This window comes from Burkholderia sp. Ac-20344 (assembly GCF_017104975.1).
In the GTDB taxonomy this organism is placed as follows: Bacteria; Pseudomonadota; Gammaproteobacteria; order Burkholderiales; family Burkholderiaceae; genus Burkholderia.
Genome location: NZ_JAAGPP010000062.1, coordinates 15,094 through 34,301, shown reverse-complemented (window position 1 = coordinate 34,301; position 19,208 = coordinate 15,094). Strand labels below are relative to the sequence as shown.

Sequence of the window (19,208 nt, the reverse complement as noted above, 5' to 3'; positions counted from 1 at the left end):
TGGTCGCCCCCTTGGCGCAAGCATGCCGAGTCCCGCGCACCGTGTTCGACACTCCGCACGCCTGCAATTTCGTTCAAGACGCGCACTGCCGCCGTACGCGACGATGCGGCGCATGAAGACACGACTGATTGGCTATCTCTATCTCGCCGCCGCGATGACGGGCGTCGGCAGCACCGTCATCGCGAGCCGTCTCGCGGCCGGCGGCCTGCCGCCGTTCGCAGCCACGGCGCTGCGCTTCCTGATCGCGACACCCCTGCTGTTCGCGCTGATGCGCGTGCAGCGAATGCGCTGGCCACGCGTCTCCACGCGCGACGCCGTGCTGCTCGTCATCCAGGCGGCGGCGGGCGGTGTCGGTTATACGGTGCTGCTGATCTGCGGCACGAAACTGTCGTCGCCGCTCGATGCGGGCGTGATGCTCGGCACGCTGCCCGCGATGTCGACGCTGATCGCGGCCGTCGTGCTGCGCGAGCGCCAGACGCCGCGCGACTGGGCGGCCGCCGCGCTCGCAACGGCCGGCGTGCTGTTCGTCACGTTCGCGCCCGGCCAGGCCACGCCGTCACTCCGCGCGCTTGCCGGCGATGCGCTGGTGCTGGCCGCCGTCGCGTGTGAAGCGGTATTCATCCTGCTCAACCGGCGGCTTGCCGCACCGTTGCCGCCGCTGGCGCTGTCCACCGCGATGTCGGGCCTCGGCTTCGTGCTTGCACTCATACCGGCCGCGTTCGAATGGCGCGCGGCAGCAACCGGCTGGACCGTCGGCGCCGTGTCGGCGATCGCCTACTATGCGCTGGTGCCGACCGTGCTCGGCTACCTGTGCTGGTATGCGGGTTCGGCGCGCACGAGCGGCACCGAAGCCGCGCTGTTCACGGCGGTCGCGCCGGTTTCGGCCGTGCTGTTCGCCGTCGCGTTGTTCGGCGAAGCGCTCAACGGCACGCGGGTCGCCGGCATCGCGCTCGTCGTCGCGGGCATGCTCGTCGGCGCGGCGCGGCGGCGCGAACCGCCAACCGAAGCACACGATACGCACCCGGCGAATCCGGGTCGGCCGGCCAGCCCCGCGCCCACCGCGCAGACCGCCGCCGACTGACTCGCGCTCATCGCGTCGTTGCGGAAACGGCGGCGGCTCCGCTCCGCCGCATAGCCTGTCGATCCCCGCGTTCCCGCCACGCAGCCGGCGACTGTAGGAATGTGTCCGCGCCCCGCAAAATCGTTGCGCACCACCCCGCAAGATGCAATATTCGCGTGGCCGGGCCTTTGACAACCATCGAACGACAATCCGCCACGCAATGAACAGGAAGGAAGCCAAAACAAGAATCGCGGTGCTGCTGTCCGCGGGAACGAGGAAGGCCGACGCACTGGCCGAACTGTCCGGACAGGGGCTCAAGGATCGCGTGCTCGCGCACCTGATCGCGTCGCGCCCCGATCCCGAACGCTGCCGCAAGAACAAGCTGCACATCCGGATCCTGGTCGCGCTCGGCATCGCCCAGCTCGCGATCAGCCTCATGCTCGCGTACTACTTCTTCGCAACAGGCGCCGGCAACGGCCTCGTGCTGGTGTTCCTCGCATTGACCGTGCCGCTGTCGCTGCTGTTCATCTGGGGCTTTGCGACCAATCGTGTCGGCGCATATCACGCGTTCATCCTGCTGTCGCTGCTGCAGTTGCCGAAGACCGTCGCCGAGCTCGGACGCGATCCGTCGACCGCGCTGCCGAGCCTCGCGATCACGGCCCTGCTGGTGGGCTACGTGTGGTTCGTCCGCAACCGCCTGTTCCCCGACTACGGCTGGCTTACGCCGCGCAAGGTCGAAGGCCGTTACGCGTTCGTCGAGCACGCCTGACGCCACCGGCACCCGACCTCGGCCGCAAAAAAGGCGCCGGGCCGCCCCGCAATCGCGGGACGGCCCGGCGCCTTCTGCATTCCGGAACCGGTCGGCTTACTTGGCCTTTTCAGCCGTATCGCTGATCGCCTGGCCGCCCTTCGAAATATCCTGGCCCATGCCGGCGACCGTGTTGCAACCGGCAAGCGCGGCGGTCACCACCAGCAGCATTGCAGCAATCGTACGCGTCATTCTCATTCTCCTTCGAATCAACAAGCCCGTCGGGCGAATCGTATGTGGCGTGGTGCCCGGCAGGATGCGGGGCACGGGGCCTGACCTGATTATACGGAGACGGTCGCCGCGCGCCAGTACGAACCCGACGCATGCCATACGGGCCACACGGCCGGTTCGCGCAGATTTTCCTTGACTTCAACGCGCCAGCAACTAATATACGCACCGCGTATATTTTCCGTCAGGAGCCGCCGATGACCGTTCCCCAGCAAGCCTTCCTCCGCGACGCGATGCGCCGCCTCAACATGACCCGCGAAGCGTTCGCCAATCGCATCGGCGTCAGCCGGCGCGCGCTGGACACCTGGCTGTTGCCGGACGATTCGCAGGAATCGCGCGGGATGCCCGAGATCGTCGAGCGCTTCGTGTCGGAAATCGTCGAACGCTCGGCACCGGAAGGCGGCGGCTATACGCAAAGCGTAGAGAGCCAGGGGCTCGCCAAGCAGTTCTTTTTCGAAGGCAAACCGCAACTGCTGTCGGTCGACCAGTTCTCGCGGGAATCGGTCGAGGCGCTGTTCCGCGTGGCCGACGTGATGCAGCCGATCGCGCGCCGCCACAAGATTTCGCGCGTGCTGGAAGGCGCCGTGCTCGGCAACCTGTTCTTCGAGGCCAGCACGCGTACGCGCGTGTCGTTCGGTGCCGCCTTCTGCCGGCTCGGCGGCTCGGTGTGCGATACGACGGGCTTCACGTTCTCGTCGATGGCCAAGGGCGAATCGATCTACGACACGAGCCGCGTGATGGCCGGCTACGTCGACGCACTCGTGATCCGCCACCCGGAGAAAGGCTCGGTGGCCGAGTTCGCACGCGCAACCAACCTGCCCGTGATCAACGGCGGCGACGGCCCCGGCGAGCATCCGAGCCAGGCGCTGCTCGATCTCTATACGATCCAGCGCGAGTTCTCGCGGCTCGGCAAGATCGTCGACGGCGCGCACATCGCGCTGGTCGGCGACCTCAAGTACGGCCGCACCGTGCACTCGCTCGTCAAGCTGCTCGCGCTGTACCGCGGACTCAAGTTCACGCTCGTGTCGCCGCCGACGCTCGAGATGCCGGCCTACATCGTCGACCAGATCGCGACGAACGGCCATGTGATCGAGCAGACGACCGACCTCGCGGCCGGGCTGCGCGGCGCGGACGTCGTCTACGCGACGCGGATCCAGAAGGAGCGCTTCACCGATGAGTCGTTCGAAGGCTACACGCCGGATTTCCAGATCAACCAGGCGCTCGTCGATACGGTGTGCAAGCCCGACACGCTGATCATGCACCCGCTGCCGCGCGACAGCCGGCCCGGCGCGAACGACCTGTCGGTCGACCTGAACCGCGACCCGCGCCTCGCGATCTTCCGCCAGACCGACAACGGCATTCCGGTGCGGATGGCGATCTTCGCGGTACTGCTCGGCGTCGAGAACCTCGTCCAGCATTCGATGCGCGACGCGACGTGGCGCCCGCCTGCGTATCTCGGGCCGGAGGACGCGGTGTTTCACGGGGTCGATTGAGAAGGAACAGCCGGGGCGCGCCAGTCACGCGCCCCACGCTCAACGGAAAGCGCGCCGGGCAGCCCGGCGCGCTTTATTTTTTTGCGCGCGGTGGACAAGGCGAGCAATCGGCGCCTAGGACGCCCACGGATCGATCACCCGCAGGCCGACCGCCTCGAATGGCGCGACGTCGCGCGTCGCAATGATCAACCCGTTCGCCTCGGCCGTCGCGGCGATAAAGACATCGGCAGGCGAGATCGCACTGCCAGCGGAACGCGCACGCGCTCGAATGCTCGCATACGCTTTGCTCGCCGCATCGTCGAACGGCAGAATCCGGCCGCGAAACAGCGGCACGACGCGCTGCTCGATGCTTTGGTGAAGCCAGTCGCGCCTGCGCCCTTCCGGCAATGCCGCCACGCCGAAGCGCATTTCGGCAAGACTGATCGCAGCAAGAAACAGCGTTTCGACGTTTTGGCCATCAAGCCACTCGATCACGGCCGCGCTCGGCTCACGCCGCAGCGGCTCGGACATCACGTTCGTATCGACAAGGATCATTCGAAACTCACCGGGTCGGTTGGCGTCTTGTCGCGCTGAACGTCGGAATCGACGCCGCCCGCCTCGCGTCCGATTTCCGCCAGCAACGTCCCCAGCTTGAGCCTGCCACCCGGCAGAACGGCCTGCTCGAGGATGTCTCGCACCTCTGCTTCGGTGCTGCGCCCATGCTGGGCCGCACGAATCCGCAGCGCACGGTGCACTTCATCGGGCAGGTTTCGAACGGTAATCACGGGCATGATGCACCTCACCACATTTGCTTTCAATGCAGTCATATTAACACCTTGATGTCATGGCGGGCGATCCGCAACAACGCCACTCTACCCCGCCCGACAAGCCCGCCACACCTGGCCTTTCAGCCATCAACCACCATCCCGCAAGCCCACAACCACCCCGCCACATTCGCTAACAATTTCCCGACAAACGCGAACAAGAACGCTTCTCATTTATCGAGGAATTACATAGAATGCCGCCTGAAAACAAATCGTAATAATTCCCGGCGGCATGCACATTTCCGCAGCGCACCGCCCCGGGGCCACACCGCGAGGTCGAAGCGCACCATGAAGTCACGTCCCGACGAGCTGAAGCTCGGTAAATTCACCACCCTGTGCAGCGTGCTCGCCGCGAGCCCGGCGTTCGCGGCAGACGGCACGCCGCCGCCCGCCCCGGCCGGCACCGAGGGCCATCTCGCGCCGATCGAGGTTCAGGGCAAGGCCGAGCACAGCTACAAGGCCGACTTCTCCGCTTCCGCGAAATTCACCGCGCCGCTCGTCGACACGCCGAAATCCGTCACCGTGATCCCGCAGGAACTGATCCAGAACAGCGGCGCGTCGACGCTGACCGAAGCGCTGCGCACCGTGCCCGGCATCACGTTCGGCGCCGGCGAAGGCGGCAACCCGCTCGGCGATCGTCCGTTCATCCGCGGCTACGACACGCAGGGCAGCATGTTCGTCGACGGCATGCGCGACACGGGCGCCACGACGCGCGAGATCTTCAACACCGAGCGCATCGAGATCACCAAGGGTTCCGACGGCGCGTACGGCGGCCGCGGCGGCGCGGGCGGCAGCATCAACCTGATCACGAAGGCCCCGCACCTCGGCACCACCGCCGCCGCGAGCGCGGGCCTCGGCACCGACCGCTATCGCCGCTTCACGGCCGACGGCAACTGGCAGTTTGCCGATCACGCCGCGTTCCGCCTGAACCTGATGAGCCACAACAACGACGTCGCCGGCCGCGACGCGGTCAACAACGAGCGCTGGGGCGTCGCGCCGTCGATCGCGTTCGGCCTCGGCACGCCGACGCGCGTGACCGCGAGCTATTACCACCTGTCGACGGACGACATGCCCGACGGCGGCATTCCGTACTTCTACACGACGTCGAACAAGCCCGCGAACGTCGGCACGATCTATCCGGCGCCCGTCGATCGCCACAACTTCTACGGCCTGATCGACCGCGATTTCCGCAAGACCACATCGGACATCAGCACGATCAGGATCGAACACGACATCACGTCGTCGCTGACGATCCGCAACACCACGCGCTACACGGAATCGACGCAGGACTACATCTGGACCCAGCCGGACGACAGCCAGGGCAACGTGGTGAACGGCAAGGTCTGGCGCCGCAACAACAACCGCAACAGCTCGATCAACAGCCTCGCGAACCAGACCGAGCTGTTCGGCGAATTCCGCACCGGCCCGTTCAAGCACAGCTTCACGACCGGCATCGAGCTGTCGCGCGAATGGGGCAAGCGCGATTCGTACACGGTCGCGACCGACAAGGGCACGATCTGCCAGAAGGGCATCGGCGCGGCATCGGGCTACAACTGCACGAGCTTGTGGTCGCCGAACCCGAACGACCCGTGGGCCGGCTCGATCACGCGCAACAACGACTATGCGCATGCGCGCACCACGACGAAGTCGATCTACGGTTTCGACACGATCGAACTCACGCCGCGCTGGCAGGTCAACGCCGGCGTGCGTGTCGACGATTACTCGACCCGCTTCACCGACACCCGCGCCAACGGCGGCAAGACCACCACGCGCGACGACACGCTCGTGAACTGGCAGGCCGGCCTCGTGTTCAAGCCCGCGCAGAACGGCAGCATCTATGCGTCGTACGCGACGTCGTCGACACCGGCCGGCATGATGCTCGGCGAAGGCAGCGAAACGCAGTCGCTCACGCCGGGCCGCGGTGGTGTCGGCTCGAACGCCGATCAGCTGTCGCCCGAGAAGAACCGCAGCATCGAACTCGGCACGAAGTGGAACGTGCTGAACGACAAGCTCGCGCTGACCGCCGCGCTGTTCCAGATCGACACGACGAACGCACGCGTGACGCTGCCGAACAACCAGTACGCGATGGTCGGCAACAAGCGCGTGCAGGGTCTCGAGCTCGGCGTAGCGGGCCAGATCACGAAGCAGTGGCAAGTGTTCGGCGGTTATACGTACCTGAAGAGCGAACTGCGCGACAACGGCAAGGACAGCGCGAACAACGGCAACCGCTTCCCGAACACGCCGAAGCACAGCTTCACGATGTGGTCGAACTACGACGTCACGCCGAAATTCACGGTGGGCGGCGGCGCGTTCTACATGTCGGAAGTCTTCGGCGATCCTGCGAACCTGCGTGCCGTGCCGTCGTACTGGCGCTTCGATGCGATGGCGCAGTACCGGATCAACAAGAAGCTCGACCTGCAATTGAACGTGAACAACCTGTTCAACCGCACCTACTTCGACCAGGCGTATCCGGCGCACTACGCGTCGATCGCACCGGGCCGCTCGGCGTTCGTCACGCTGAACGCGCGCTACTGATCGATGGAGGCCGTGTCGCTGAAGGCGCTCGCGTCGGTTTCGCCGCGCGAGTTCGCCGACATCCTGGCCGGGCCGCCCGAGCGCGCCGCCGCGTGGGTCGCGGCGGCGGCCGACAACGGCATCGTCGATGCGCAGGCCGTCTACGGGCAATACCTGCTCGACGGGCGTGGCGTCGCGCGCGATCCGGCGGCCGCGTTCAACTGGTTCCGGCACGCGGCGCGGGCCGGCCACCCGATGGCGATGAACATGCTCGGCCGCTGCTACGAGTTCGGCTGGGGCACGGCCGCGTGTGCGCCGGTTGCCGTGTACTGGTACCGGCTCGCCGCGCAGGCGGGGCTCGACTGGGGCATGTACAACTACGCGACGGCGCTTGCGCTCGGCAACGGCGTCGACGAGAACCGCGCCGATGCGCTCGACTGGTTCCAGCGCGCGGCCGCGCTCGGCCATGCGAAGTCGATCAACCTGATCGGCGGCTTCTACGAGGACGGCTGGGTCGTACCGGTCGACCCCGACGCCGCGTTCGACCACTATCGCCGCGCCGCCGTTGCCGGCGATTTCCGTGGCCAGTTCAACCTTGCGCGGCTGCTCGCCGAGCGCGGGCGCATCGACGAAGCGCTTGCCTGGCTCGCGTGTGTGCCGGCCACCGCTACCCCCGCGTTCGTCGCGAAGATGCGCGCGTATCTCGCGTCGTCGCCGATCGACGCGTTTCGTGCGGCGGCGATGCAGTTGCAACCGCCGCAGCCGCAACCGCACTGCATGGAATCCGCATCATGATGCTTCATATCCCCGGCGTACTGACGAAAGCGCAGGTCGCGCAATGCCGCGAGTTGCTCGATGCAGCCGAATGGGTCGACGGCAATGCGACGTCCGGCACGCAGTCGGCACTCGCGAAACGCAACCGGCAATTGCCGGAAGGTGCGCCTGCCGCACGCGCGGTCGGTGACGCGATCCAGGACGCGCTGGCACGCCATCCGCTGTTCTTTTCGGCGGCGCTGCCGCTCAAGGTGTTTCCGCCGCTGTTCAATCGCTACGAAGGCGGCGAGACGTTCGGCACGCACGTCGACAACGCGATCCGGCTGCTGCGCGGCACGGATTTCCGCGTGCGCAGCGATCTGTCCGCGACGCTGTTTCTCGAAGAACCCGATGCGTACGACGGCGGCGAGCTGTGCGTCGAGGATACGTACGGCACGCATCGCGCGAAGCTGCCGGCGGGCGACCTCGTGCTGTATCCTGCGTCGAGCCTGCATCACGTGACGCCCGTGACGCGCGGCGAACGCGTCGCGTCGTTCTTCTGGATCCAGAGCATGGTGCGCGACGACGGCGACCGCACGCTGCTGTTCCAGCTCGATACGCAGATCCAGGCGCTTTCCGCCGAAAAAGGCGCGAAGGATCCGATGGTCATTTCACTGACCGGGATTTATCACAACCTGTTGAGGAAGTGGGCCGATGCGTAGCGGGAACGGGTAGCGCTGTCAGGCCGTGCCCCCTGCGCTTGCGTCACGCCGGAATCCATGACTAAAATGACCATCGTCAAATGACCATGCTCATATCATGATGCCGCACGACCCCGTATCGAAATCCGAATTCAAGGCTCGCGCACTCGAATACTTCCGGCTCGTCGAGGCGTCAGGCGAAAGCCTGATCGTCACCGATCACGGCAAGCCGACACTCGAAATCCGGCCGTATCGCGCACGCGAGGCTCAGCCATTGGACATATTGCGCGGCTCGGTCATGCGCTACGACAATCCTCTCGATCCGATTGCGGAAGATGATTGGGAGGCGTCGCGGTGATCGTGCTGGATACACATGCGTTGGTGTGGTGGGTGGCGGGCGATCCGTCACTCAGCAAGAAGGCGAGAAGCGCGATCGATCGCGCTCGGAGTGAAGGCGCGCTCGCCGCATCGGCGATTTCCGCGTGGGAGATTGCGATGCTGGTGCGCAACGACCGCCTCGCGCTGACGATGGACGTCGACGCGTGGCTGGCCACCGTCGCGCAGATCGACGGAATGCGCTTCGTGCCCGTCGATGCCGACATCGCCGCGAAATCCACCGACCTGCCCGGCACGTTCCACAAGGATCCGGCCGACCGCATGATCGTCGCGACCGCTCGACGGCTCGGCGCGCCGCTTGTCACGCGCGACGAAAAAATCCGTGCTTACGCGCACGTCAAGACGCTCTGGTAAGCGTCGGCCGCCCGCGGACCAAACCGCGACACATCCTCCGCCGGACTCTGGCATATTGGCGATTCGTCTGATAAAAACACCTCGGCCGGCCAGCCTCACCGCCGGCTCGTGGCCCGCAGTCGCTATCGCGCCACTTCATCCACTATCGTGATTTCGCTCTCCGATCCCGTTGTCCGGTCGATTGCCCTGCTGGAGTCGCACGAAGGGTTCGTCGATCTCGCAGGCTTCCATGACCGCATCGCCGTTGCGCCCGGCCCCGACGACGTCGCAAACACGAGCCCACATTTCCTGAAAGTGCGTCGTGGCGTGGCGAAACGGCTAATCGCCGCCGCGCAGACGCTACCTGACGGCCTGCGCCTGTAAGTCAAGGAAGGCTATCGCCCGCTGGCCCTGCAGCGCCGCTACTTCACCGGGCATCTCGCGCACCTGCGCCGGACGCTGAATCCGCTGCCGGACGAAGACGCGCTGGTCGCACTGACGAGCCGCTACGTCGCACCACCGGAAGTCGCCGCCCATCCGACGGGCGCTGCCGTCGACCTGGCGCTGATCTCGGCGGAAGGCATCGAGCTCGACATGGGTTGCATGCTCGACGCCACCGACCAGGAATCATCCGGCGCGTGCTACACGCACAACCCGTTCATCAGCCGGTCGGCCGCCGCCAACCGCCAGGTGCTGATCGCCGCGCTGACGGGCGCCGGCTTCACCAATTACCCGTCGGAATGGTGGCATTGGTCGTTCGGCGACCGCTATTGGGCCGTCATGCACGATCAATCGCACGCGATCTACGGCCCCGTCGAGGAAAACATGCTCGACGAAGCCGCGCGCTGACATGCTTTCCGGAGAAACGCGCCCGCTTCGGTAACATCCTCACTTGTCGATCCCTGCCCGCTCCCGCACAATCGCCGCACCTGCGTCACTCTCCCCCGCACCGATGTCCTACGCGTCATTCGCCACCGGCGTCCTGCTCGCCGGCGGCCTCGGTCAACGCTTCGACCCAAGCGGCCAGCAAAGCAAGCTGCTCGCGCTGCTTCCCGACGGCACGCCGGTTGCAATCGCGGCCGCCCGCCATCTCGCGGCGGTCACGTCCGACGTGATCGCCGTCGTGCGTCCCGGCGCCGAAAAACTCGCGATGCTGCTGAACGAAGCCGGCTGCCACGTCGTCTACGCGCCCGACGCCATGCGCGGCATGGGCGCGAGCCTCGCGGCCGGCGTGCGCGCGACGCCCGATGCGAACGGCTGGCTCGTCGCGCTCGGCGACATGCCGTGGATCGCGGCGTCCACCTACGAGACCGTCACGCGCGCGCTCGACGCCGACGACGCATCGATCGTCGCACCCGCGCATCGCGGCGTGCGCGGCCATCCGGTCGGTTTCGCCGCGCACCACTTCGATGCGCTCGCCGCCCTCGACGGCGACACCGGCGCCCGCGCGCTGTTCGCCAGCGCACCGGTCAAGCTGCTCGACGTCGACGATCCCGGCATCGTGCGCGACGTCGATACACCGGCAGATTTGCGCTGACCGCGATCGCTCGGCGCCCGGCGCACGCCATGCATCGTCGCGCAGGCACCCCGCTGGAAGCGCGCCGATTCAGGGCATTCGCGGACGATCGACGGCCCACCGCGAGAATCCCGCTGCAAACGCACGCCCGATTGGCTATAACGGAGACGAGGCGCCTCCGCCGCGCCACCGCCGTTACGCACTGCGCGAGTTCTCCATGACCGACCACACGACCCCGACGCCCGAGCCACCGGCTGATCCGAACCGCGATCCGGAAGACGATCCGTTATCGCCGCCGTCGCCGGGCCATCATCACGACAATCCGCAGCAGCCCGACGGACCGCCGAGCAAGGATCCGGTCTAGCCGCCGTTCGGGCACCCCGCACATGCGTCCCTGTTTCGCGTCATGGGCGGTCACCGGCCGCACTGTCGCCGCCTGACGCCGCATGACGCCGCCTAGCGCGCCGTGTACCCGCCGTCGATCGGCAGCGATACGCCGCTGACCATCGACGCCGCATCGCTCAGCAGGAACAGGATCGGTTCGACGACCTCGTCCGGCTCCGCAAATCGCCCGAGCGGGATCGCGGCCAGCATCGGCGCCCGCTTTTCCGGTTCGCTCCACGCGAACTGGGCCATCGGCGTGAGCGTGACGGTGGGGTTCACGCTGCTCACACGAATGCCGTGCGGCCCGAGTTCGATGCACAGCACGCGCGTGATCGCATCCATCGCCGCCTTCGACGCGCAATAGCTCAGATGCGCGGGCAAGCCGACGAGCGCGGCCTGGCTCGATACGTTGACGATGCTGCCCCGCGCATGCGCTACGCCACGTCCGTCGCACGCGATCATCTTCCGTGCGACGGCCCGTGCGACGAGCGCCGCGCCGCGCGCATTGACGGCCATCACGCGATCGAAATGCGCGGCGCTCACCTCGAGCGCCGATTCGAGCGACGCGATCCCCGCGCAATTCACGAGGCCGTCGAACGCATCGTGCGCAGCGAGCGCCGCGTCGATCGCATGCTCGTCACCGCCGACATCGAGTCGCAACGTCTCGCACGCGGTCTCGCCGGCCAGCGCATCGAGCGCGGCCAGGTCGCGCCCGGCCGCGACGACCTGCGCGCCCGCTTGCGCCAGCGCGACCGCGCACGCGCGCCCGATCCCGCTCGACGCCCCCGTGACGAGCACCCGCGAGCCGTCGAAATCGAATCGTGTCTTCATGATGGCGTGTGCAACCCGTGCATGATCGGTTTGAGCGCCGGATACAGCGCCGTGTAGAGCGCAAAGCGCGCCGCATACGTTTTCGCGCGTTCGGCATCGGGCCGCGCGCGCTCGACGAGCGAGACCCATCCGCCTTGCGCGTCGTCGTGCGACACGAGCCCCGCCCCGACGCCCGCGAGCAGCGCCGCCCCCATCGCGGCTTCGACGTCCTGCTCGATCGTCCACACGGGGAAGCCCGTCACGTCCGCGATGATCTGCATCCAGAGCGCCGAATGCGCGGCCCCGCCCACGACGATCAGCCGGTCGTCGAGCGCGGCCGCGCCGCGGCGCCCGGCCTCGATGTTGTGCCGCAATGCGAACGCGACGCCTTCGAGCACCGCGCGATACAGGTGCGCCCGCGTATGCGCGAGACTCAGCCCGACGAACGCGCCGCTCGCCTTCGCGTCCCACACGGGGCTGCGCTCGCCCATCAGGTACGGCAGGAACAGCACGCCGTCTGAGCCCGGCGGCACGCTTTCGGCCGCTTCCTCGAGCAACACGTGCGGATCGCCATGCGGCAACAGGCGTGCCGCATTGATTTCCGCCTGACAGAACCGGTCGCGAAACCACGCGACCGACGCGCCGGCCGTGATCGCGCCGCCGAACACGTACAGGTCGCGCTGCCCGTTGAACACGTGCGGCATGCTGACGAGCCCGTGCCGCGCATCGACGTGCCGGCTCACGTAACCCCAGCACATGCTGGTGCCGATCATCGCGACGTGCTGCCCCGCGCGCGTCGCGCCGGCCGCGAAGGTCGCGACGGCCGCATCGACGCCGCCCGCGACGACGGGCGTGCCGGCCGGCAGCCCGAGCGGCTCCGTCCATTGCGACAGCAGCCCGCCGACGATGTCCGTCGAGTCGACGAGCCGCTCGGGCATCATCGTCGCCGGAATGCCGAGCATGTCGAGCGCATCGTCGGACCACTCGCGGCGCGCGACGTCGTACACGCCGCCGATATTGCCGGCCGAACTGTGATCGACCGCGACCTCGCCGGTCAGCAGGTAGATCACGTACGCGTTCGGCGGCAGGAAATAGCGCACGTTCGCCCATACGTCCGGCCGCTGGTCGCGCAGCCACAGCATCTTCGTGAAGCCGTAATAGCTGTCGACGCCGTTGCCCGTGATCACCCGCAGCCGCTCGACGTTCACGTTCGCGTTGACCCAGTCGACTTCCGCGGTCGCACGCCGGTCCATCCAGATCAGGCACGGATGGAGCGGCCGCATGTCGCTGTCGACCGGAATGCCCGAGCCGCCGTACAGGCTGCCCACGCACACCGCGCGGATCGCATCGGCCGGCACGCCCTGCGCGCGCGCATCGCTCACGCAGCCCGCGATGCACGCGAGCACGGCATCGAACCATACCTGCGGCCATTGCTCGGCCCATAGCGGACGCGGCGTATCGGGCTGGTAGCCCGCCGAGCGCCGCGCGACGATCGTGCCGTGCCGGTCGACGAGCAGCGCCTTGGTGCTCTGCGTGCCGATGTCGACGCCTATGACGTATTCCATGATGTCTCCGGTGAGGCGCGCGCCGGCCGTCAGCGGGCCGGCTTCAGCAGCACCTTGATCGATTCGGGCGATTTCGCGACGCGGATCGCGTCGTCCCAGTCCTCCAGCGCGAAATCGTGCGTGACGATGCCTTTCGACGTGACGAGCCCGCGCGCAAGCAGGTCGATCGCGACCGGGTAGCAGTAGGGCCCCAGGTGCGCGCCGCGCACGTCGAGTTCCTTGCGGTCGCCGATGATCGACCAGTCGACGGTCGCATCCTCGCCGAACACGCTGAATTCGACGAAGCGGCCGAGCTTGCGGATCAGGTCGAGCCCCTGGTTCACGCCGACGGGTGCGCCGGTCGTCTCGATGTAGACGTCGCAGCCGTAGCCGTCGGTGAGCGAGCTGACGATCTCGCGCGCGTCGTCGCGCTTCGGGTTGATCGTCACGTCCGCACCGTACTCGCGTGCGAGTTCGAGCCGTTCGTCGATCAGGTCGATCACGACGAGCTTCTTCGGCGTCTTCAGGTGCGCGACCTGCGTCATCATCAGCCCGAGCGGGCCCGCACCCGCGATCACGACCACATCGTCGAGCTGGACGTCGCCGCGGTTCACCGTATGGATCGCGCACGACAGCGGCTCGATGATCGCAGCGTCCTCGAGCGATACGCCGAGCGGAATCTTGTGGACGATCGCGGTCGGCGGAATGCGCATGTACTCGGCCATCCCGCCGTCGGCCACCTCGCGCTGGAAGCCGAAGATGTTGTGTACCTCGCACATCCAGTACTGGCCCGACTTGCAGTAGCGGCACTTGCCGCACGGCACGATCTGCTCGGCGATCACGCGATCGCCTTGCGCGACGCCGAAATGCTCGGCCGCGCCGTCGCCGAGCGCTTCGACGTAGCCGAAGAATTCATGGCCGGGAATCACGGGCGCCTTCACCCACGGGTTCGGGCCGCCCCAGAACATCTTCGCGCCCGTATAGCATTTGCAGTCGCTCGCGCAGATCCCGCATGCGGCGATGCGGATCACGAGCTCGTTCGCGCCGGGGCGCGGCTTCGCGACCTGTTCGACGCGATAGTCCTCGGGGCCGTGGCAGACGACCGCGGTCATCCGCGGCGGGGCTTCGGGTGTCGTCATGGGTTGTCTCTTTGGTTGATGATCTGGATGACTGATGAATCGATTGTTACCGCGACCGTTCGCGGCTGATGTAGATCGCGAGCAGGATGATTCCGCCCTTGATCACGTTCTGCACATACGGGTTCACGCCGATCATGTTCAGCCCGTTGTTGAGCACGCCGAGCAGCAGCGCGCCGACCAGCGTGCCGAGGATCGCGCCGCGCCCGCCGGAGATCGACGTGCCGCCCATCACGACGGCCGCGATCGCGTCGAGCTCGAAGCCCACGCCCGCGTTCGGCTGCCCGCTCATCAGCCGCCCGGTCAGCACGATCGCGGCAAGCGCCGACGTGAGCCCGGCCAGCGTGTAGACGATCAGCTTCACGCGCGCGACCCGCACGCCGGTGAGCCGCGTCGCCTGCTCGTTGCCGCCGATCGCGTACACGTAGCGTCCGAACGGCATCCGGTCGAGCAGCAGCCATGCGATGGCATAGACCACCAGCATGATCAGCACGGGCGCCTGGATGCCGAACACCTTGCCGCTGCCGAAGAACGCGACCCAGTCGGGCAAGCCGTCGATCGGGTAGCCGCCGGTGTAGATCAGCGCCAGGCCGCGCGCGATGCCCATCGTCGCGAGCGTGACGATGATCGGCGGCATCCCCGCGAACGCGACGAACATGCCGTTCAGGAAACCGAAGCCGAGGCCGACCGCGATGCCGATCGCAAGCGCGGCAACCGCGTTCACGCCCGCGACCATCAGCCCGGCCGCCAGCGTGCCGGACAGCGCCATCACGGAGCCGACCGACAGGTCGATCCCGCCGGTCAGGATCACGCAGGTCATGCCGACCGCGATGATCGCGTTGATCGACACCTGGCGCAGCACGTTTTCCAGGTTCGCGGCGGACAGGAAGCTCGGGCTCGCGATCATCATCGCGAGGCACACGACGATCAGGCCGACGAGCGGATAGAACAGCGTCGAGCGCCGCAACTGCGCCCACATCGCGCGGGGCGGCGGTGCGTCGCCGTTTGCGGCGGTGGCCGCGAGCGTCGTGGAAGGCGTGGAAGAAGAATCAGGCAGGTTCATGGGTCGCTCCTCGCGTGCCGGCCGTGGCATAAGTCATGACCGTGTCGGGATCGATCTCGTCGCCTGCGAGCGTCGCCTCGATGCGGCCCTGCCGGAACACGGCGACGCGATCGCACATGCCGACGATTTCCGGCAATTCGGACGAGATCATGATGATGGCGTAGCCGCGCGCGGTGAGTTCGCGCATCAGCCCGTAGATTTCGGCTTTCGCGCCGACGTCGATGCCGCGCGTCGGCTCGTCGAAGATCAGCACCGACGTGTGATGGTTCAGCCAGCGCGCGATCACGACCTTCTGCTGGTTGCCGCCGGACAGCGTCGCGACCTCGGTGTGGATCGACGGCGCCTTCACGCCGACGCGCCGCATCACGTCATGCGTGGTGCGCGCCTCGCCGCGGCGGTCGATCAGCCAGCGCATCGACCGGTACTTGCCGAGGTTGTTCAGCGAGATGTTGTCGCGAATCGAGAACGACGTGACGAGCCCTTCCGTCTTGCGGCTTTCCGGCAGGATGCCGATACCTGCGCGCAGCGCGTCGGCCGGATCGGCGAGCTTCGCCGCCGCGCCGCGCACGCGCACGTCCTTGCGGTGCGCACGCGTCGCGCCGATCACCGCCAGCGCCGTTTCCGTGCGGCCCGAGCCGACCAGCCCGGCGAAGCCGAGGATCTCGCCGGCATGCAGCGTGAAGCGGTTCACCGCGCCGCCGCGCTCGATCTGCAGCTCGTTGACCTCCAGCACCCGTGCCGCATCGGCCGCGCGCGCCGGCTTCGGCGGAAAGCTGCTTTCGATCCGGCGGCCGACCATCATCCGCACGAGCCGTTCGACGTCCGTGCGCGCGACGTCGGTCGTCGCCACGTACTGGCCGTCGCGCAGCACCGTGATGCGGTCGCACACCGCGAAAATCTCGTCGAGGTGATGCGAGATGAAGATCATCGCGACGCCCTGCCGCTTCAGCTCGCGCATGATCGCGAACAGGTGCCCGGCCTCGGCCGGCGTGAGCGTGGCGGTCGGTTCGTCGAGGATCAGGATGCGCGCGTCGAGCGACAGCGCCTTGCCGATCTCGACGAACTGCTGCTGCGCGACCGACAGCGTGCGGATCGGCGCATCGAGATCGATCGCCACGCCGAGCCGCGCGAAGATCGCGGCCGCCGCGCGACGCATCCGCTTGCGGTCGCGCGCCCCCCAGCGGGTGCGCAGCTCGCGGCCGAGGAACAGGTTGTCGACGGCGTCGAGATGCGGAATCAGGCTGAATTCCTGGAACACGATGCCGACGCCCGCCGCGACCGCGTCGTGATAATCCGCGAAATGGCGTGCGGTGCCGTCGATCTCGATCGTGCCGGCATCCGGCTGATGAATGCCGCACAGGATCTTCATCAGCGTCGACTTGCCCGCGCCGTTCTCGCCGAGCAGCGCGTGAATCTCGCCACGCGCAATCTCCAGATGAATGTCGGACAGCGCCTTCACGCCCGGAAAGCTTTTCGTGATGTGGCTGAGCCTGAGTATCGTGTCCATCGGCTTCTCCAGACGAAGGGCGCCGGCCGTGCCGCCGCCCTTCGCGTCGCATCGCACGTCGTTCACCAGCTGAAGCCCTTCGCGTTGCCGCGGTCGACCACCTTCACGTCGACCGGGATCGCCTTCGGCACCGTCGCGCCCCACTTGCGCGCAATCGCGATGCCGAGCGCGATGCGCACCTGGTCGGCCGGGAACTGCGCGGTCGTCTCGATGAATTTCGAATTCGGCTTCTGGATCGCGGCGATCGCCTCGGGCGCGCCGTCGACGCTCGTCAGCTTGATGTCCTTGCCGGAACCCTCGATGGCCGCGAGCGCACCCATCGAGCCGCCGTCGTTCACGCTGAAGATGCCCTTCAGGTTCGGATGCGCGGAGATCATGTTCTCGGTCACCGACAGCGCGGTCGCGCGCTCCTGCTTGCCGTTCTGCGTGTCGACCAGTTTCACGTTCGGGTATTTCGCGAGTCCCGCCTTGCAGCCGCGCACGCGCTCGAGAATCGGCACGACCGGAATGCCGTCGAGGATCGCGACCTCGCCACTGCCGCCGATCGCCTTCGCGAGGTAGTCGCACGACATCACGCCCGCGTCGTAGTTCTTCGAGCCGACGAACGAATCGACCGGGCCGTTCGCGTTCGCATCGACCGCCACGACCACCGCGCCGGCCTTCTTCGCCTGCGTGATCGCCGACTGGATCCCGGTCGAATCGGTCGGGTTCACGAGCAGGATGTCGATCTTCTTCTGCAGCATGTCCTCGACGTCGCTCACCTGCTTGCTGACGTCGTGATGCGCGTCGGTAACGACGACCTGTGCGCCGATCGATGCAGCCGCGTCGTTCAGCGCCTTCTGCATCGTCACGAAATACGGGTTGTTCAGCTCCTGGAACGTCATCCCGATGCGCAGCGGTGCGGCCTGCACGGCGGCAGCGGGCAGCCAGGCCGCGACGGCGAGCGCGGCCGCCACCGCCATGCGGGCGGCGCGGCGGGGGGATGAAGCGGGCGATGCATGCGTCATGACGGTGTCTCCGGTTATATGTGCAGCTTTTTCGTGGTTGAGTGAGCCCCTCGCGACGTGAGCGGCGCGATCGGCTGGGTAAAACGGCGGGGAAAACTCGGGCGGGCCGCGGCCCGGCGATCATCCGGGCTGCGGCGCGAGCTCGGGGACGCCGGGCGTGACGATGCGCGGCGGCAGCAGATTGCCGGTGGGCGCCGCGTGCAGCGCAAGCTCGCGGCTGCGCGCATTCAGGCGCTGCAGTGCGCGGAATTCGGACGGCGCCATCCCCTTCACCGCCCGGAACTGGCGGTTGAAGTTCGACACGTTGTTGAAGCCGGCCTGGAAGCAGATGTCGGTGATGTTCGCGTCGTCGGCGAGCAACATCTGGCACGCGGATTCAATCCGCAGACGATTCACGTACTGGACGAACGGCATGCCCGTCTGGCGATGGAACGCACGCGAGAACGCGCTGACGCTCTGCCCGGTCAACTGCGCGAGATCGGATTCGCGCAGCTCGGACGCGAGGTTCTTGCCGATATATGACAGCGCATGGCTGAGCCGCGTGGGCGTGACGTCGGCCTGGTCGTATGCGGGGCTCGCGAGCAGCGTGCGTTCGGCCGCGCCGCACAGGCGTTCGAGGATCGTCATGAACAGCGCGATGCGGCGCATGCCGCGCGCGGCCAGCAGTTCGTCGAACAGCGGCGCGATCGCGGCGCTGGTCGCCGCGTCGAAGCCGACCCCGCGCCGCGCATCGTCGAGCAGCGCCTGCGCGTCGCGGCATTCGGGAAACGCGTCCATGCAGCGGCGCACGAACGCGGGGTCGAACTGGATCACGAGATTGCGGCGCTCGACGGTTTCGCCTTCGGCCATGTCGCTGACCCAGTTGTGCGGCAGGTTCGGGCCGAGCAGCACGAGATGGCCGGGGCCGAACGAACCGATGTGGTCGCCGACGAAATACTTGCCGCGGGTCGCGACGATCAGGTGCAGTTCGAATTCGGGATGGAAGTGCCAGCGGATCGTGCGATACGGATAGCCGTGCGACCACACCTTGAACGACTCGTCGCGTCGCACGTCGACCACTTCCAGATCGGGGTGCATCATCGTTGGCGTCTCCATTCCCATGTGTCGCTGGCCGGTTCGTATCGCGCATGCGCCGCGCATTTCACGCGGCGA

At 67.2% G+C, this 19,208-nt stretch carries 22 protein-coding genes; 12 read left to right on the top strand and 10 right to left on the bottom strand.

Annotation, left to right across the window (positions count from 1 at the left end; genetic code table 11):
- Window positions 1-112: 112 nt before the first annotated feature.
- Together G3N64_RS20030 and G3N64_RS20025 are read left to right on the top strand one after the other, a co-directional pair.
- A complete protein-coding gene (locus tag G3N64_RS20030; protein WP_241021109.1) occupies window positions 113-1,081 on the top strand; it encodes a DMT family transporter in 969 nt (322 codons plus the stop codon).
- Between the two features lie 199 nt (window positions 1,082-1,280).
- On the top strand, window positions 1,281-1,829 hold the full coding sequence (locus G3N64_RS20025) for a permease (protein WP_205785481.1): 549 nt from the start codon (window positions 1,281-1,283) through the stop codon (window positions 1,827-1,829).
- Between the two features lie 96 nt (window positions 1,830-1,925).
- Here G3N64_RS20025 and G3N64_RS20020 read toward each other — a convergent pair whose 3' ends face one another.
- Window positions 1,926-2,060 (bottom strand): entericidin A/B family lipoprotein, encoded by a 135-nt coding sequence (locus G3N64_RS20020; RefSeq protein WP_009688930.1) that lies wholly within the window; start codon window positions 2,058-2,060, stop codon window positions 1,926-1,928.
- Window positions 2,061-2,293: 233 nt separating this feature from the next.
- Between G3N64_RS20020 and G3N64_RS20015 the strand changes: the two genes are divergently transcribed.
- Window positions 2,294-3,589: an aspartate carbamoyltransferase gene (locus tag G3N64_RS20015; protein ID WP_205785480.1), complete on the top strand. Its 1,296-nt coding sequence runs from the start codon at window positions 2,294-2,296 to the stop codon at window positions 3,587-3,589.
- Between the two features lie 114 nt (window positions 3,590-3,703).
- Here the strand turns inward: G3N64_RS20015 and G3N64_RS20010 are convergent, their stop codons facing one another.
- A complete protein-coding gene (locus G3N64_RS20010) occupies window positions 3,704-4,123 on the bottom strand; it encodes a type II toxin-antitoxin system VapC family toxin (RefSeq protein ID WP_205785479.1) in 420 nt (139 codons plus the stop codon).
- Window positions 4,120-4,359 carry an Arc family DNA-binding protein gene (locus tag G3N64_RS20005; protein ID WP_205785478.1) on the bottom strand — a complete coding sequence of 80 codons (240 nt, stop codon included), beginning with the start codon at window positions 4,357-4,359 and terminating at the stop codon, window positions 4,120-4,122. Before G3N64_RS20005 ends, G3N64_RS20010 begins: the two co-directional genes overlap by 4 nt.
- 321 nt (window positions 4,360-4,680) lie before the next feature.
- On the opposite strand from G3N64_RS20005, the gene G3N64_RS20000 reads away from it, so the two are divergent.
- The 9 genes from G3N64_RS20000 (at window position 4,681) to G3N64_RS19965 (ending at window position 10,969) form a co-directional block, all read left to right on the top strand.
- Entirely contained in the window at window positions 4,681-6,927 is a 2,247-nt protein-coding gene (locus G3N64_RS20000; RefSeq protein ID WP_205785477.1) for a TonB-dependent siderophore receptor, read from the top strand.
- Window positions 6,928-6,930: 3 nt separating this feature from the next.
- Window positions 6,931-7,701, top strand: coding sequence for a tetratricopeptide repeat protein (locus G3N64_RS19995; protein WP_205785476.1), 771 nt, complete (start codon window positions 6,931-6,933; stop codon window positions 7,699-7,701).
- Entirely contained in the window at window positions 7,698-8,381 is a 684-nt protein-coding gene (locus tag G3N64_RS19990; protein WP_089462312.1) for a Fe2+-dependent dioxygenase, read from the top strand. Before G3N64_RS19995 ends, G3N64_RS19990 begins: the two co-directional genes overlap by 4 nt.
- Window positions 8,382-8,478: 97 nt before the next feature.
- Entirely contained in the window at window positions 8,479-8,718 is a 240-nt protein-coding gene (locus G3N64_RS19985; RefSeq protein ID WP_205785475.1) for a type II toxin-antitoxin system Phd/YefM family antitoxin, read from the top strand.
- Window positions 8,715-9,110, top strand: a complete 396-nt coding sequence (locus tag G3N64_RS19980; RefSeq protein WP_166896049.1) for a type II toxin-antitoxin system VapC family toxin — start codon at window positions 8,715-8,717, stop codon at window positions 9,108-9,110. Before G3N64_RS19985 ends, G3N64_RS19980 begins: the two co-directional genes overlap by 4 nt.
- Window positions 9,111-9,257: 147 nt before the next feature.
- A complete protein-coding gene (locus tag G3N64_RS39815) occupies window positions 9,258-9,473 on the top strand; it encodes a hypothetical protein (protein ID WP_241021108.1) in 216 nt (71 codons plus the stop codon).
- A gap of 21 nt (window positions 9,474-9,494) precedes the next feature.
- The gene (locus tag G3N64_RS39810) at window positions 9,495-9,938 is read left to right on the top strand and encodes a M15 family metallopeptidase (protein WP_346778827.1); all 444 of its coding nucleotides are present in this window, start codon (window positions 9,495-9,497) and stop codon (window positions 9,936-9,938) included.
- A 103-nt stretch (window positions 9,939-10,041) separates the two neighbouring features.
- A complete protein-coding gene (locus G3N64_RS19970; RefSeq protein ID WP_205785474.1) occupies window positions 10,042-10,626 on the top strand; it encodes a nucleotidyltransferase family protein in 585 nt (194 codons plus the stop codon).
- Between the two features lie 196 nt (window positions 10,627-10,822).
- Entirely contained in the window at window positions 10,823-10,969 is a 147-nt protein-coding gene (locus G3N64_RS19965) for a hypothetical protein (protein WP_166896045.1), read from the top strand.
- Window positions 10,970-11,061: 92 nt separating this feature from the next.
- On the opposite strand, the gene G3N64_RS19960 is transcribed toward G3N64_RS19965, so the two are convergent.
- The 7 genes from G3N64_RS19960 to G3N64_RS19930 all read right to left on the bottom strand — a co-directional run bounded on the left by G3N64_RS19960 (window position 11,062) and on the right by G3N64_RS19930 (window position 19,136).
- Window positions 11,062-11,820 carry an SDR family oxidoreductase gene (locus tag G3N64_RS19960; RefSeq protein ID WP_205785473.1) on the bottom strand — a complete coding sequence of 253 codons (759 nt, stop codon included), beginning with the start codon at window positions 11,818-11,820 and terminating at the stop codon, window positions 11,062-11,064.
- Window positions 11,817-13,364, bottom strand: coding sequence for an FGGY-family carbohydrate kinase (locus G3N64_RS19955; RefSeq protein WP_205785472.1), 1,548 nt, complete (start codon window positions 13,362-13,364; stop codon window positions 11,817-11,819). The genes G3N64_RS19960 and G3N64_RS19955 overlap by 4 nt, the downstream gene beginning before the upstream one ends.
- 29 nt (window positions 13,365-13,393) lie before the next feature.
- Window positions 13,394-14,482, bottom strand: a complete 1,089-nt coding sequence (locus G3N64_RS19950) for an alcohol dehydrogenase catalytic domain-containing protein (RefSeq protein WP_205785471.1) — start codon at window positions 14,480-14,482, stop codon at window positions 13,394-13,396.
- A gap of 46 nt (window positions 14,483-14,528) precedes the next feature.
- Window positions 14,529-15,542, bottom strand: coding sequence for an ABC transporter permease (locus G3N64_RS19945; RefSeq protein ID WP_205785470.1), 1,014 nt, complete (start codon window positions 15,540-15,542; stop codon window positions 14,529-14,531).
- Window positions 15,529-17,049, bottom strand: a complete 1,521-nt coding sequence (locus G3N64_RS19940; protein WP_205785469.1) for a sugar ABC transporter ATP-binding protein — start codon at window positions 17,047-17,049, stop codon at window positions 15,529-15,531. Before G3N64_RS19940 ends, G3N64_RS19945 begins: the two co-directional genes overlap by 14 nt.
- 62 nt (window positions 17,050-17,111) lie before the next feature.
- Window positions 17,112-18,056: a substrate-binding domain-containing protein gene (locus G3N64_RS19935; protein WP_205785468.1), complete on the bottom strand. Its 945-nt coding sequence runs from the start codon at window positions 18,054-18,056 to the stop codon at window positions 17,112-17,114.
- A gap of 120 nt (window positions 18,057-18,176) precedes the next feature.
- The gene (locus G3N64_RS19930; RefSeq protein WP_205785467.1) at window positions 18,177-19,136 is read right to left on the bottom strand and encodes an AraC family transcriptional regulator; all 960 of its coding nucleotides are present in this window, start codon (window positions 19,134-19,136) and stop codon (window positions 18,177-18,179) included.
- Window positions 19,137-19,208: the final 72 nt, after the last annotated feature.